12 protein-coding genes are annotated in these 14,451 nt (G+C 53.9%); 10 read left to right on the forward strand and 2 right to left on the reverse strand.

The features are described 5' to 3' along the window. Window positions 1–76: EF-Tu C-terminal domain-related protein (locus G461_RS25930; protein WP_157360318.1), on the forward strand; the 76-nt coding region annotated here is incomplete at its 5' end. Between the two features lie 110 nt (window positions 77–186). Here G461_RS25930 and G461_RS0113295 read toward each other — a convergent pair. Beyond that, a complete protein-coding gene (locus tag G461_RS0113295) occupies window positions 187–2,346 on the reverse strand; it encodes an Ig-like domain-containing protein (RefSeq protein WP_026972202.1) in 2,160 nt (719 codons plus the stop codon). 235 nt (window positions 2,347–2,581) lie between these two features. Here G461_RS0113295 and oxyR point away from each other — a divergent pair, with 235 nt between their 5' ends. Next, the gene (gene oxyR, locus G461_RS0113300; protein ID WP_026972203.1) at window positions 2,582–3,472 is read left to right on the forward strand and encodes a DNA-binding transcriptional regulator OxyR; all 891 of its coding nucleotides are present in this window, start codon (window positions 2,582–2,584) and stop codon (window positions 3,470–3,472) included. A gap of 68 nt (window positions 3,473–3,540) precedes the next feature. Here oxyR and G461_RS0113305 read toward each other — a convergent pair whose 3' ends face one another. After that, entirely contained in the window at window positions 3,541–6,162 is a 2,622-nt protein-coding gene (locus G461_RS0113305) for a penicillin-binding protein 1A (RefSeq protein WP_026972204.1), read from the reverse strand. A 158-nt stretch (window positions 6,163–6,320) separates the two neighbouring features. On the opposite strand from G461_RS0113305, the gene pilM reads away from it, so the two are divergent. The 8 genes from pilM to G461_RS0113345 all read left to right on the forward strand — a co-directional run bounded on the left by pilM (window position 6,321) and on the right by G461_RS0113345 (window position 14,446). Beyond that, entirely contained in the window at window positions 6,321–7,397 is a 1,077-nt protein-coding gene (gene pilM / locus G461_RS0113310) for a type IV pilus assembly protein PilM (RefSeq protein ID WP_026960139.1), read from the forward strand. Beyond that, window positions 7,390–7,980, forward strand: coding sequence for a PilN domain-containing protein (locus G461_RS0113315; protein ID WP_026960140.1), 591 nt, complete (start codon window positions 7,390–7,392; stop codon window positions 7,978–7,980). The genes pilM and G461_RS0113315 overlap by 8 nt, the downstream gene beginning before the upstream one ends. Continuing rightward, complete coding sequence (locus tag G461_RS0113320) at window positions 7,958–8,554, forward strand: type IV pilus inner membrane component PilO (protein WP_026960141.1); 597 nt, start codon at window positions 7,958–7,960, stop codon at window positions 8,552–8,554. Before G461_RS0113315 ends, G461_RS0113320 begins: the two co-directional genes overlap by 23 nt. Next, a complete protein-coding gene (locus G461_RS0113325; RefSeq protein WP_026972205.1) occupies window positions 8,551–9,069 on the forward strand; it encodes a pilus assembly protein PilP in 519 nt (172 codons plus the stop codon). The genes G461_RS0113320 and G461_RS0113325 overlap by 4 nt, the downstream gene beginning before the upstream one ends. 18 nt (window positions 9,070–9,087) lie before the next feature. Continuing rightward, a complete protein-coding gene (locus tag G461_RS0113330) occupies window positions 9,088–11,142 on the forward strand; it encodes a type IV pilus secretin PilQ (protein ID WP_157360317.1) in 2,055 nt (684 codons plus the stop codon). A gap of 198 nt (window positions 11,143–11,340) precedes the next feature. After that, on the forward strand, window positions 11,341–11,856 hold the full coding sequence (gene aroK / locus G461_RS0113335; protein ID WP_026960144.1) for a shikimate kinase AroK: 516 nt from the start codon (window positions 11,341–11,343) through the stop codon (window positions 11,854–11,856). A gap of 7 nt (window positions 11,857–11,863) precedes the next feature. Continuing rightward, complete coding sequence (aroB, locus tag G461_RS0113340; protein WP_026972207.1) at window positions 11,864–12,940, forward strand: 3-dehydroquinate synthase; 1,077 nt, start codon at window positions 11,864–11,866, stop codon at window positions 12,938–12,940. Between the two features lie 9 nt (window positions 12,941–12,949). After that, the gene (locus G461_RS0113345; protein WP_026972208.1) at window positions 12,950–14,446 is read left to right on the forward strand and encodes an SPOR domain-containing protein; all 1,497 of its coding nucleotides are present in this window, start codon (window positions 12,950–12,952) and stop codon (window positions 14,444–14,446) included. The last annotated feature ends 5 nt before the right edge of the window (window positions 14,447–14,451 follow it).

Here is a 14,451-nt window from a genome sequence, read left to right on the forward strand (position 1 = left end):
CGAAGGTCTACGTTTCGCTATCCGTGAAGGTGGCCGTACCGTAGGTGCAGGTGTTGTATCTAAGATCATCGACTAATTAGTCGGTTCTTAGGAACGCATTAGAAAAGGCGAGCTTCGGCTCGCCTTTTTGTGTTTATGGGCATCGGGTCACGGTGCGCAGACCTGATGCCTAAACGATTGCGTGCCTTAGCCTGAATCTCGAACGGTAATCGATCGAGAGGTCACCACACCTGCTGGGCTAGTCACCTCGACTATCAACGAGCCTACAGAGCGGTTGTTGGGTGAGGTCTCCCTGACCACTGTTACCCCAAAGGTATCGCAGAGTCGTGTACCGTCGGCAATGTTAAAACTCGTCGTGCCAGATAGCTCGCCATTATCTGTAGAGAGCGACACACTGGTTCCCGCTGGCATCTGATTACCGTTTAAATCCTGCACAGTGATAACAAGAGACTCGGAAGCATTGGTTATAAGGTCAACCTCGCTCTTAGCGGCGGTATTAGATGAATCCGAGATCAAGATATTTGCAGCCGAGGTCGCCATCACGATCACCACTGAATCGCGTATCTCTACAAAGTCGCGGGTACAGATACCTGCCGCTTCTGAGTCAGGCGTACAAGATAGGCCGTTGTACAGCTCGGTGACGCTTGCCGCGGGTATGCTCGAGTTGTTTACTCCTGTAGCGCTGTCGTACTCGTTGTTGTTGTTGAAGTCTCGAAAGTCTTCAGTCACGTTGTTGCTATCGTGATTGAAAATACCGCTGCTGTTAAAGCTTCCGTTCTCATCTGCGTCTACCCAAGCTTCTGGGAGTGCGGTATAGGTTTCGCCACTATCAAACACGCGGTTGCCGTTGGCGTCTGAGAAGGTTTCCTGTCCCAGCGTCGTGGCGAGTATCGTGGCTCGTCCAACCCCGTAGACATTAGTTCCTTGGGTGTTCGCTACATCAACAGGGATGTAACCCGGCGCACCACAGCTTCCACTTGCAAAACTATGTACATGCCCTTTAGGACGAGGGTTTTGGCTGACCCAGGATACGGTACAACTGCTGTTGGTTGTCTCTCCTGAAGTCAGGCAGTTAGCTGTTACTTGACCACCCTCTGCGGTAAACACCACGGAGGTGTTATCAGGAACCGGGTTGTTATTCTCATCACTGACTCGCAGAATCAGCTCACTGGTTACCCCGTCGACGTTCCATGCTTCAACAGCAAGGGTCTCTGCGGATAACGACATGGTCTCTTGCGTTGGAATACCAGTGCGAATAGCCAATGAGTTAGAGGTGGCTGAAACTTGGTTATTGTCTTCATCGGTGAAACTTGCTGTAACCACCACCGTGCCCGACATACGCCCACTGGTTACACGAGTAACCACCTCGCCATCAGTATTCGATTGAGCGCTGATTGGGCTAATCGATACGCCATGTAAGCTGGAGTCTAGGGCGAACTCAACGACTTGACCCGACTTGGGTTGGTCGAGAGCGTTCAGCACTCTAAAGCGCACAACGGAAATGGTGCTACCCACCGACTCTGACAGGTAGATAGTTTCGGGGGTGGCCGATACAAAATCGATGCTGTTGGCATTGGTCTCGGCAATATTGATGGTGGCTTGTTGCGGAGATATAACGCTGACGGCTGGGGTTGCAGTAATGGTATCGGCTCCAGAGCAACCTTGTGCTTCGTAGATGGCAGTTGCTACGCCATTTACGCTAGTTACCGTCTCGCTTAGGTTGGCTAGCGAACTGGTGGCGCAACCGGAACTGAAACTGATATCCACAGGCGTGGTGTAGAGGTCGCCGTTACCATCAGTGATAGTAGCCGTGAAGCTAGTTGTCGCGTCTGCTGATAGGGTCTCTGACTCATCGATGCCAGCGACCAAGGTCATGGAAAGATTGGGTTGACCAACTTGATAACCGATGGAAGAAGACGCGCCTAAGTTGTCGTTTGCTGCAGTAAGCGTATCAGCCCCTGTTGTTTCTAGTTGCGCAAACAGGGTTGCGATGGCTTGTCCGCTTGAGTCGGTAAGAATGGCTTCGGCGCTTAAGTTGACGTTGGTTGTGGCCAGGCTGATCACCTGATTCGCAGCTGCGTTACCCTCGGCATCTCTGAGCTGTGCGACCACTGTTGCTGGCGCTTCTATGGAAAGGCTACTGGTTGTTGCACAGCCATTGGGAATATCGCTAATACCATTACAGTCGTAAAGTGTTAAGGAAAGTTCCGCGGTGCCTGTGCCGTCTCCGTCGCCATCACCATCTCCGCCCCCGCTATCGCCGCCAAGGTTAAAATCGTCCCCACCTCCACAGGCAAATAGAAAAGAGCAAAGCAACACTAAGCATCCACGCTTAAACCACGTCATCAGATTTCCTCCTGAATGTCGGAACCACCCTGTCCCGACTTGTCCTTGTAGTTTTATATAACACACCAGCGCTGATTTTGCGGAACAAATTCCAGTAAATAACAGAGAGTTGGGATGTAGTTTGAGTTCGGGGGGAGGGTTTAATTGAGATCAAACTAATCATCCGCAACAGTGGTTATTTGCTGGAGCTACGGCGCGCATCGCACTACTATGAGCGTGCTTGTATGGAGGGGTTATGAATTTACGCGATTTAGAATATTTACTGGCGCTGCAGGAAGTGAAGCACTTTCGCAAGGCCGCTGAAAAGTGCTTTGTTAGTCAGCCAACCTTGAGTGGACAGATCTCCAAGCTCGAAGAAGAGCTCGGTCTGCTGCTGATTGAACGAACCTCTCGTAAGGTCATCTTCACCCATGCTGGCGATGAGCTGGCAGCACAGGCGCGCAAAATCCTGATGGAAGTTAAAGCCATGAAGGATATGGCTAAGAGCTTCCAGGCACCGATGGCCGGCCCACTGCATATGGGCTTAATCCCTACCGTTGCGCCTTACTTGCTGCCACGCATTGTGCCGCATATTCGCGAGACCTTTAAAGATATGGAGCTGTTCCTCTATGAAGAGCAGACCCATGTATTACTGCAGCGTTTAGATGAAGGCGAGATTGACTGTCTGGTATTGGCCTACCTGCCCGAAATGGAGCGCTTCGGCTCCATCGACCTGTACCACGAGTCGCTGATGTTGGCACTTCCGCCTCAGCACCCTTGGAATGCGCGCGAGGAAGTCGAGCTGGGTGCACTTAAGGGCGAACAACTGTTGATGCTGGAAGATGGGCACTGCCTGCGCGACCAAGCCATGGACTACTGCTTTAACGCCGGCGCCTCAGAGGACACCAGCTTTAAGGCGACCAGTTTGGAGACCCTGCGCCATATGGTGGCGGCTGGCATGGGGATGACCTTGTTGCCTGAGCTGGCGGTGCCTTCGGCAAAACAGTCTGAAGGTGTGGTGTATCGGCCATTCTGCCCTGAGCAGCCAACTCGCCTTATCAGCATGGTGTATCGTCAGAACTCGGTGCGCCGCCCCTGCTTTAACGAACTCGCTGCCCTCATTCAAAAGCACTGGAGCGAGGCTTAATTAACTAAAAAGGCCCCTGTAGTGATACAGGGGCCTTTTGCTATCAGTATCCGCTTGTTCTCGGCAATCTAGAACAGCTCGTCATCCTCAGAATCAAACACCGAGCCTGACTGCTGTCGGCTGTAGCGTTTTGGCTCCGAGCCCTGCTCAAAGTACTCAAAGCGGGTGGTGTGATCGCTCTTGTTGGTTAGCAAACCGCTGCTGCGGTCGATGCGCACCGTAGACACCCCTTCTGGCACTCTAAACGGCTTGTTGTCCACGCCATCCAGTGCCACCTGCATGTAATCAATCCAGGCTGGTTGGGCGGTACGCGCACCGAACTCTGAACCCGTCACTTGGTTTCGGCCCAAGTTGTTGTTGTAACTCGCTTGGCCTAGGGTGCGGTTAAAGTCATCGAAGCCAATCCATGAGGTGACCACCAAGTCCTGGCTGTAACCTGAGAACCACGCATCTTTGGCATCGTTAGTGGTACCGGTTTTACCGGCGATATCACGACGCTTTAACTGCTGTGCGGCGCGCCAGCCAGTGCCATTCCAGCCGGTTTTATGCGACCAGTTTCCACCGCCCCAGATCGCACTGTTGAGTGCTTGGGTGACCAAAAAGGCATTTTGCTCGGAGATAACTCGCGGTGCCAAGTTGTAGTGTGGCGCTTGCTCACAATCGCTTTGTTCGGGGTCTTCACACAGCGCTGCTGCTAGCTCTCCCGCAACTTGGCGATGCTGTTCAAAGGCCGCCAGCTCTTCCTCGCACTCGCTACAGGCTAGTTGAGGCTCAGCTTGGTAGATGACCTCGCCCATGCTGTCTTCCACCCGCTCGATAAAGTAGGGGCTGACTAAGTAACCACCATTGGCGAACGAGCCATAGGCGCTGGCTACTTGCATCGGAGTCAGTGAGGCCGAGCCAAGCGACAAGGTCTCGTTACGCGGCAGCTCATCAGCAGGGAAACCGAACTTCGCTAGGTGATCAATCACCTGCGGTACACCGAGTTGGCGGATCAAGCGCACCGATACCACATTCTTCGATTGTGCCAAGGCAACGCGCAGTCGCATCGGGCCGTCGTAGACCTCGGGCGAGTTGCGCGGACGCCACGCTACGCCCATCGCCTGGTCCCAGCGATTAATCGGCGCATCGTTTACCAGTGAGGCTAGGGTCATACCCCGCTCAAAGGCGGCGGAGTAAAGGAACGGCTTGATGTTCGAGCCCACCTGACGGCTGGCTTGGGTTACCCGGTTAAACTTGCTTTGGTTGAAGCTAAAGCCGCCAACCAGTGCGCGTACAGCGCCATCGTTGGGTGACAGGGCTACCAGTGCCGCGCCAGCGTCGGGCAGTTGGCTTAAGCGGTAGGCCAGAGCAACTTCGGTTTGCGCCTCAATGGCGTCTGCTTCCTCAGCCATATCTTCTTGGGCAAGGGCTTCGCCTTCGGTCTCGATGGGCTCCTCTGCGTCTACCGGCAAGGCCTCAACCCATATCACATCGCCGCTGGCCAATATCTCCGAAGGCGACTTAGGTGCTGGCCCCTGGCGGCTATCGGTGATAAAGCGGCGCGCCCATTTCATGCTATCCCAGTCTATGGTGCCAGACTTGCCACCCTTAACCAGAATACTGGCGTCGGTTTCACCGACCTCGAGTACCACGGCAGCGCGCAATGGCCCGTAATTCGGGTAGCTACGTAGGCGCTCAATCAATGCTTCAGTAGACTCGGCCTCTTGGCCATCTTCCCATAGCTTGGCGATAGCGCCGCGGTAGCCATGACGGTGGTCATAGGCTAGCAGGTTATCGCGCAGTGCTTGCTCGGCGGCCTGTTGATGCTTGGCATTGATGGTGGTGTACACATCCATCCCGCTGGAGTAGGCCTCTTCACCGAAGCGTTCAAGCATCTCCTGGCGAACCATCTCAGCGAGGTAGGGGGCGGGCAGGGTGATCTCGGCACCGTGATAGGTGGCGGTAATCTCTGCGTTGTTGGCTTCATCAAACTCCGCTTGGGTGATGTAACCTGTGGTCAGCATACGTCCCAGTACCACTCTGCGACGCTCGCGTGCGCGCTCGGGTGAGCGGATCGGGTTCAGCGCAGAAGGCGCTTGTGGCAGGCCTGCGATCACGGCAATCTGCGCCAGCGTTAGCTCTTCAACGTCTTTGCCATAGTAAACCTGGGCTGCAGCACCGACACCGAACGAGCGGTAACCCAGAGGGATCTTGTTCAAGTAGAGCGCCAGGATCTCGTCTTTGCTGAGTTCCCGCTCGATTTTGATGGCCAGAAAGATCTCTTTAATCTTCCGGATATAGGTTTTCTCCCGGGTCAGGAAGAAGTTTCGCGCCACCTGCTGGGTAATGGTACTCGCGCCCTGGCTCTTCTCTCCCGTCACCGCTAAGTTGACCGCCGCACGGGTGATGCCGATGGGGTCAATACCGGGGTGCTGGTAGAAACGATTGTCTTCGGTGGCCAGTACCGCTTGGATCATCTGCTCTGGCACATCGTCTAGCGCCAGTGGGATCCGGCGTTGCTCGCCAAATTGTGAGATGAGTTCACCATCGGCGCTGAACACCCGCATCGGGGTTTGTAGCTGCACGTCTCTGAGGGTGCTGACATCGGGGAGTTGTGGGGCAAAGTAGAAGTACAAGCCCAGTACTCCGGCAATGCCGCAAAAAAGCCCAAAAACGCCTAGCGCCAGCAATCGTTTAAGCCATTTCATTGAAAATCGTTGTACTCCATTCGGTTAGGCGCCGATTATATCGTCAATCTGTGAAGCGTTTCGACAACTTTCAGATATCTGTTAGCGAGGATGGGTTTTAGGTTCTATGTTAATTAGTACTGTAAGTCGTTAATTTTAATCACTGTTGGCGAAAATTCATGCTAATTAAAGGAAGAAATAGCACGCCAGCGTTGTTTGGTATTGATTTCGGCAGTTCGACTATCAAAGGAATGTTGCTCACCAAACAGGGCGAAGGCTACAGTGTGGAAGCGATTGCGTCTGAGGCGATGCCTGAAGGCGCTTGGGTCGATCATCAAATTGGCGCCCCTGACGATATCGTGGCTGCGCTGGAACGCCTGCGGGGCAAGTTGCCGGGAAAGATCCGCCGTGTAGCAACGGCGGTCTCCGGTAATCAGGTGATTACCAAGGTCATTCAGCTGGACAATGGTCTCTCTGAGCTGGAGCTGGAGAGCCAGGTTGAGCTGGAAGCCGAAAAAAACATTCCATTCCCCATTGATGAGATCAGCCTCGACTTCGAAGTGTTGGGCGAGAACCCCAACGATTCACGGCGTGACGATGTATTGCTAAGTGCTGCTCGCTCCGAGATGGTCAACACTTTGGCCGAAGTGCTCTCTGAGGCGCATTTTCAAGCCCAAGTGGTGGACGTGCAAAGCCATGCGCTCGGACGAGCCTGGCAGTTCCAGCTCAGCTATCAACAAGATCCCTTGGCCCAAGAAGGCGTGGTCGCACTGATCGACATTGGCGAGCGCACCATGAACTTTGCGGTGCTCACCAAAGGCGAGGTGATCTACAACCGCGAGCAGAACTTCGGTGGAGAGCAGTTTGCGCTGCAAGCCGCTCCCCTTGCCCAGATGAAACCCGACGAAGCCAACCAAGCCTGGCAAACCCTAACATTGTCTGAAGAAGTGCTGCAAATGGCCTATCCGCAGTATGTGCAATCCTTGGCTCAGCAGATAAAGCGCCAGCTGTCGCTGTTTATCTCCTCCAGCGGCTATAAAAATGTCGATGCGATTGCGATTAGCGGTGGGGTCAGTTTGGATGGCGAAATCGTCACGCAGCTTAAAGGCGAGCTGGACTTGCCCTTGATTGTTGCCTGCCCGTTTGAGTGTATGCCGTTATCGGCCTCGATTCAGGGGCGCAACATGTACCTCGAAGAGGGGGCCAAGTACATGACGGCCTTGGGGCTGGCCTTGAGGAGCTTTGATCATGTCTAAGATCAATTTGCTCCCATGGCGCGAGGAGCGCAAGGCCAAGCGCAAGCAGCAGTTCTGGCTCAGTTTTGGCTTGAGTGTCATGTTAACCGTTGTGGCCCTAGCCGGGGTGCAGTTTTACATCAATGGCTTGCAGAAGGCGCAGAGCGCTCGCAACCAGTATCTTGATACCCAAATCGTGATTCTGGATGCGCAAATCGGCGAAATTCGCGCTATCAAAGCGCGCAAGCAGGCCTTGGAAGAGCGGATTGCTCTGATTGAACGACTGCAACTACGCCGTAATCTGCCTACTAAGATGTTTAATCAGCTGCCACTTATCACTCCGGAAGGAGTCTACCTCGATGAGCTTAGCTACGCAGGACTTAACTTGGCGCTAGATGGGATGAGTGAGGCCAATTACCGGGTCGCCAGTTTTATGCGCAACATCGAGCAGCGCAGCTGGTTGGCGGTGCCGCAGATCTCATCGATTGTGGCGCAAGAGAGTGAAGACGAGCGGCTTAATCTGAGCCGCTTTCATATCGATGTCACCATCGAGCTGGTTCAACCCGACAAGGAGAGTGAAGATGGATCTTCAGCAGCTCAATGAGTTGGACTTTGAGAACATCGAGTCTTGGCCCAAGGTTGCCAAGGGGATCTTTGTGTTGGTGGTGTGTATCGGCCTGGCCGTGGTGTATTACTACTTTCAACTGTCGGACGAGCGAAAGCAGCTCGAGAGCCTACAAGCCCGAGAATTAGAACTACGCTCCTCATTTGAAGCCAAGGCGGCGGTTGCCAGCTACCTGCCGGTCTACAAAAAGCAGGTAGAGAAGATGGAGGAGGCCTTCGATACCTTGCTCAGACAGTTGCCGGAGCAACATGAGATCCCAGGTCTTATCGATGAGCTGAGCTTTGTCGGTATCGATAATGGCCTAGAGTTTAAGCAGCTGACCTGGCTGGAGGAGCAAGAACAGGACTTCTCCATCGAGCTGCCCATCGCCATCGAAGTCACCGGCGGCTATCACCAGCTGGGTGAGTTTGTCAGTGCAGTCGCGGCGCTGCCGCGGATTGTGATTCTCGACCAATTCTCCATCAAACAGCTTACCGCCGATGACCGTTTACAGATGAGTCTGCTGGTGAAAACCTACCGCTACAAAGAAACACCGCCAGAGGAGCAGCCATGAAGCATCTGGTCGGTTTAGTTCTCGCTTTTGGCTTGGTGGCCTGCCAGCCCACTCAAGACAACCTTGAGCTGTATGTGGCAGAAGTAAAAGCGCGTAAATACCCGCTCGAAGAAGACATTCCCGAGATTGTCCACTTCGAGCACCTCAGCTACCAGAGTAGTGAGCTGCGTTCACCCTTTTTATTGCCCAAGCCAGAAGTTGAGATTGCCCCCAGCGAAGAGTTAGTGGTCGATTGTGACTTTCAGCCCGATTGGCAGCGAGCCAAGGGGCCGTTAGAGCTGGTGTCTTTATCGAGTATGTCGATGCGCGGCGTGGTGTGGCAGGACAGCACACCATGGGCGCTGGTTGAGGCGGGCTCACAGGTGCATCGGCTAAAGGTCGGTGACTTTCTTGGCTTACACCGGGGGCAGATCACCAGCATCGAGCCCTCTGCAATAAACATCACAGAAGAAGTAGAAGACGGTAAAGGATGTTGGAGCAAGCGACTCACCCAACTCGCGCTCGACCAGTCTTAATTTAGGGATAAAACAGGCATGAATGGAATGATGCTTAAGAAGTGGTGGAATCGTGTGCTTGGACTGAGCCTAGTAATGGCCATGGTCTCTTCAGTGCAAGCTGCGCAGCTTACCGAGGTTAAAACACAGTCCCTGGCCAATGGCGTGATTGAGCTGCTGTTTCAGTTTGATGGCCAAGTGACTGGCGTGAGCGACCAGCTGGCCTATGCGCCGAACCAGATTGTACTGAGCATTCCCGAGGCGCGCTCGGCGCTCTCGCTCAACCCGGTTCCCCTAAATTTCGATGGTCTGCAGCAGCTGACAACCGAGCGCAAAGCGGGGCTACTGAGCATAGAGATTGGCTTAGATAAACTGATGCCTTATCAGCTTAAAAATGAAGGCGATGCCCTGCGACTATTGGTTGGTGCGCCTCCGCAGGCCGATTTTACCTCCCGCTCCACAGAGCAAATCAACCAGGTGGTGGGGCTGGATTTCCGCCGCGGCAAGCAAGGCTCAGGGCAGTTGATGATCTCGCTAAATAACCGCGCCATCGCCGCCGATATTGAGCGGCGCGATCAAAGCCTGACCATCAACCTGTTTAATACCGGTGTCAGCAGTGAGCTGCTGTATATTATGGATGTGGTGGACTTCGCCACACCGGTCCAGCAGGTGGAAGTGTTCGAAGAGCCCGGTAAGGTGATGCTGGTGATGACTGTAGACGGCGATTTCGACTATCGCTACGACCAAAGTGAGTCGCTGTTGATGGTGGAAGTAAAGGCGGTCGAAGAGAAGGTCAGCGAACAGCAGCAGGTCTACCAAGGCAAGCCGATTTCGCTGAATTTCCAAGACATTCCCGTGCGCACCGTGCTGCAGCTTATCGCCGATTTTAATCAGTTCAACCTGGTCACCACCGACACGGTGAGCGGCAACATTACCCTGCGGATGGACAATGTGCCTTGGGAGCAGGCGCTAGATATCATCCTCAAAGTCAAAGGGCTGGATAAGCGGCTGGAGAACAACGTACTGTTAGTGGCCCCGGCCGCTGAGCTAGCCGAACAAGAGCGCCAACAACTCGAGAGCGCCCAGCAGGTGGCTGAGTTGGCGCCGCTTTACTCTGAGTACATGCAGATCAACTATGCCAAAGCGGTGGAGCTGGCCAACTTGCTGCAAGGCGATCAGGTCTCTCTACTCTCCGAGCGTGGTTCGGTGGCTGTGGATGAGCGGACCAATACCTTGCTGGTGAAAGATACCGAGCAGTCACTGGCTAGCATCAAGCAGATGTTAGATAAGCTGGATGTGCCGGTTAAACAGGTGGTGATTGAAGCACGGATGGTTACCGTCGCTGACGATGTAAACGAAGAGCTGGGCATCCGCTGGGGCGTCACCAATAACGCCGACCTAGGCAACTCCACCGGGATTACCTCTGGTACCCTTGAGGGAGCCAACAACATCCTATCGGATGTGGTTAACGGCACTACCACCAGTTTGGAAAACATTGACGATCGCCTGAACGTTAATTTGCCGGTGCAAAACCCGGCCGGTACCTTGGCCTTTCAGGTGGCGCAGTTTGCTAACGGTCAGATCCTCGACCTAGAGCTGTCAGCCCTTGAGCAAGAAAACAAAGGTGAGGTGATCGCCAGCCCGCGTATTACCACCGCCAACCAAAAGCCCGCCTATATCGAGCAAGGTCGTGAAATTCCCTACGTGGAAGCCTCCTCAAGCGGTGCGACTTCGGTCACCTTCAAAAAAGCGGTGTTAGGGCTGAAGGTAACCCCGCAGATCACCCCCGATGGTAATGTAATCCTGGATTTGGTGATCACCCAGAACAGCGAGGGTGATGCCGTGCAAACCCCCACCGGTTTGGCTGTTGCTATCGATACTCAAGAGATCGCCACCCAAGTGTTGGTAAAAAATGGCGAGACCATCGTGCTGGGTGGCATCTACCAACAAGAGTCGGTGGATCGGGTCACTAAGGTTCCAGTATTGGGCGACATCCCCGGCTTCGGCTTTCTGTTCCGTAACACCGTGGCTAGCGTAAGTAAGCGGGAACTACTGATCTTCGTAACACCGCGAATTCTGGTCGACGCGCTTTAGACGATAAACAGCGGGTTTGAGCAAGGGCGTTAAGCCCTTTGCCCAAGCCAATCTTCACGCCGTTTATGGGGCGTTATTAGCGGTTGCATAACAACCCCTCAAGCTGAGATAATCCCCGCCCTGATCTTTTTACTAAGGTTGGTTAACGGCACTCCGCAAGGCGGAGTTAAACAGACAAAGACAGTAAATTGAATAAACATGGCTGAGAAACGAAATATCTTCCTTGTCGGACCAATGGGTGCTGGAAAAAGCACTATCGGTCGTCATCTTGCACAACAACTACACATGCAGTTCTATGATACCGACCACGAAATTGAGCGTCGCACTGGTGCTGATATCGCTTGGGTTTTCGATGTAGAAGGTGAAGATGGCTTCCGCGTACGTGAAGAGGGTGTGATTGATGATCTTACCCAACTCCAAGGTATTGTATTGGCAACCGGCGGCGGCTCGGTAATAAGCAAAGAAAGCCGTAACCGCTTGTCTGCGCGCGGTATCGTTGTCTACTTAGAGACGACCATCGACAAGCAGTTTGCCCGTACCCAGCGCGACAAACGTCGTCCGCTGCTGCAAAACGACGAGCCAAGAGATGTACTGGAGTCACTGGCTTCAGAGCGCAACCCGTTGTACACCGAGGTTGCTGATTACACCGTTCAAACCGATGACCAAAGCGCTAAATCTGTAGCCAATCAAATTATCGAAAAACTAGGATTCTAAGACCACGATGGAACGTCTTACCGTTGCTCTAGGAGAGCGCAGCTATCCCATCTCGATCGGGCAGGGCTTATTAGTCCAGCCCGATTTGTTTCTAGGGGCCATTGCCAGCAAAAAGGTAATGGTGGTAACCAATGAGACCATTGCGCCACTCTATCTAGAGCAGCTTAAGGCGAGCCTGGAAGGCTTGGTCGTCGATACAGTGATACTGCCTGACGGCGAGCAATACAAGAATCTGGAAGTACTGAATCAGATCTTCAGTGCCTTACTCGAGCAGCTGCATAGCCGCGATACCACCATTGTGGCATTAGGCGGCGGAGTTATCGGCGATATGGCCGGTTTTGCCGCGTCTTGCTATCAGCGCGGCGTACCTTTCATTCAGGTGCCCACCACGTTGCTCTCGCAGGTAGACTCATCGGTGGGCGGTAAAACCGCGGTTAACCACCCGATGGGCAAGAACATGATCGGTGCCTTCTACCAGCCCAAGTCGGTGGTAATTGATATCGATTGCCTGAAGACCTTGCCCGAGCGCGAGCTAAGCGCGGGTCTGGCCGAGGTGATCAAGTACGGCATTATCTATGATTTTGCTTTTTTCGAGTGGTTGGAAGCCAATCTCGATGCGTTGCTGGCGCTAGAGCCTGAGGCGATGAGTTATGCGATTGCCCGCTGCTGCGAAATCAAAGCCGAAGTGGTCAAGCAGGATGAGCGTGAGAGCGGCATCCGTGCCTTGCTGAATCTGGGCCATACCTTTGGCCATGCCATCGAGGCCGAGCAAGGCTACGGCCAGTGGCTACACGGCGAAGCGGTCGGCGCGGGTATGGTCATGGCGGCCCATTGTGCTGAGCTGCTGGGGCTGGTTGATCAGGCGCAAGTGGCGCGCATGACGGCCTTAATCGAACGGGCCAAGCTACCGGTGAGTCCACCGAGCGAAATGGGCGTTGAACAGTTTTTACCGCATATGTTGCGTGACAAGAAAGTCCTCAACGGTGTGCTGCGATTGGTGTTGCCTACGTCAATAGGTAGCGCGAAAGTGGTTGATACAGCTAAGGAAAGTGATATAAAAGCAGTCATCGAACGAGTCCGATAAGAGTAGAACATGGTTAAACAACAGCAAGCTGCGATCTATGCACCCTTGCAGAGTCAGATCCAGCTATGCGAGCGCATTATTACCCAGGTTCGCTTCAGCTCTAGAATGATTACCGTCCGTGGTGACGCGGGTGGAGGCAAGTCCGCCGTTGCGGGCTTGCTGCTGGAACAAAGCACCTTTGCTAATCAAGCCTTACTGACCTTAAAAGCGGCAACTGACGACAACGAAGTCCGTCAGACCTTGCTGCAACAGCTTCTCCATGAGCCGCTGTTTAACCCTGCCGATCCCTTGCTAGACAGCTTCCAGCGTAACTTGGAGCAGGCCGAGTCAGGGATTCTGGTGGTCATTGATAACGCTGAGCATCTATCCGCCAAGCTGCTACAAGAGTTGGTCGCGTTGATGCAAGCCTTTGCCAAGCATCAGCCCCATCCGCTGTCAGTGGTTTTGCTCCACAGCGAAGCGCTCAGTGATGTGAGTGCCTTGGCGGGTGCCCACCCGCTGCAGATGGATGTGGCCGCGCTGAGTTTTCGCGAGTCGATGTTGCTTGCGACCACGCTGTTTCGCCGCGCCAGTTATCAGGCCAAGGTGGAGAATCGCGAGGCTATCGAGCAGCATATCGATGGGGCGAAAGGTAACCCAAGGCAGATTTACCAATTTGTGGATGAGATAGTTAACGGAGAGCTACCCATGAGTGATGCCCCAAGTAACAATCGCAGCAAGATTTCCTTCGTTCTCGCACTAATTCTGATCGCCGCGGTGGCTGGCCTGCTGGTTCAGGTGCTCTCGGAGTCGGGTAGCGATAACGATGAGCAGGAAGCGCGCATCGAAGTACCGCTGTTGGAAGAGCATCAAACCGAGCTGCCTGCTGAGCCGGCCGATGCCGTGAGTGCCACCAATCCACGTCGCCTGCCGGGCTCGGCTGAAAGCGATGATGTCGAGTTGCCCGAGTTGGTGAGTGGCAACGGCGTTGAGCTAGGCTCAAGCAGCGACAAAGATGAGCTACGGGTTATCGTGGAAGACGAAGTAGTCAATCGCTTGCTAGCCGAGCAGAGTCAGCCCGCCAGCGAGCAGCCAGTGGTAGAGCTCGAATCTGAGCTGTCGGTTGACGAGCCTGCAGAGGCTGAATCATCGGATCCCATCCCCGCTCAGTTACCTGAAACTGAGCAAGCCGAGGCTGCTATCGAAGAAGCCGCTGAAGAGGATGTTGCGATCAAAGTGACTGACGTTAAAGCGATGCTGCTGGAGCTGCCCGAGAGCCACTACACGCTACAGTTGATGGCGCTCAAGAACCGCCAGACAGCCGAGAGCTTTGTATCGTCACGCCAGTGGCAAGAGCCAGTATGGGTATACCGTTCGGAGACTACACCTAACGCCCCCTACCGAATTATCTACGGTAATTTTGATAAACGCAGTGACGCGACCAGTGCCCGTAGCCGCCTGAAAGAACAGGGCCTTGATTCGCTGCTCAAGCAGTTCAAGCAAGTCCAGTTCGAGATAAATAACTAACTTGC

The sequence above is a fragment of the Aliagarivorans marinus DSM 23064 genome (assembly GCF_000429485.1).
Lineage (GTDB): Bacteria > Pseudomonadota > Gammaproteobacteria > Enterobacterales > Celerinatantimonadaceae > Aliagarivorans > Aliagarivorans marinus.

Excerpts from the sequence above, each read along its gene's own strand:
- G461_RS0113295 (WP_026972202.1), bottom strand. The coding sequence starts at position 2,346 with ATGACGTGGTTTAAGCGTGGATGCTTAGTGTTGCTTTGCTCTTTTCTA.
- oxyR (WP_026972203.1), top strand. The coding sequence starts at position 2,582 with ATGAATTTACGCGATTTAGAATATTTACTGGCGCTGCAGGAAGTGAAG.
- G461_RS0113305 (WP_026972204.1), bottom strand. The coding sequence starts at position 6,162 with ATGAAATGGCTTAAACGATTGCTGGCGCTAGGCGTTTTTGGGCTTTTT.
- pilM (WP_026960139.1), top strand. The coding sequence starts at position 6,321 with ATGCTAATTAAAGGAAGAAATAGCACGCCAGCGTTGTTTGGTATTGAT.
- G461_RS0113315 (WP_026960140.1), top strand. The coding sequence starts at position 7,390 with ATGTCTAAGATCAATTTGCTCCCATGGCGCGAGGAGCGCAAGGCCAAG.
- G461_RS0113320 (WP_026960141.1), top strand. The coding sequence starts at position 7,958 with ATGGATCTTCAGCAGCTCAATGAGTTGGACTTTGAGAACATCGAGTCT.
- G461_RS0113325 (WP_026972205.1), top strand. The coding sequence starts at position 8,551 with ATGAAGCATCTGGTCGGTTTAGTTCTCGCTTTTGGCTTGGTGGCCTGC.
- G461_RS0113330 (WP_157360317.1), top strand. The coding sequence starts at position 9,088 with ATGAATGGAATGATGCTTAAGAAGTGGTGGAATCGTGTGCTTGGACTG.
- aroK (WP_026960144.1), top strand. The coding sequence starts at position 11,341 with ATGGCTGAGAAACGAAATATCTTCCTTGTCGGACCAATGGGTGCTGGA.
- aroB (WP_026972207.1), top strand. The coding sequence starts at position 11,864 with ATGGAACGTCTTACCGTTGCTCTAGGAGAGCGCAGCTATCCCATCTCG.
- G461_RS0113345 (WP_026972208.1), top strand. The coding sequence starts at position 12,950 with ATGGTTAAACAACAGCAAGCTGCGATCTATGCACCCTTGCAGAGTCAG.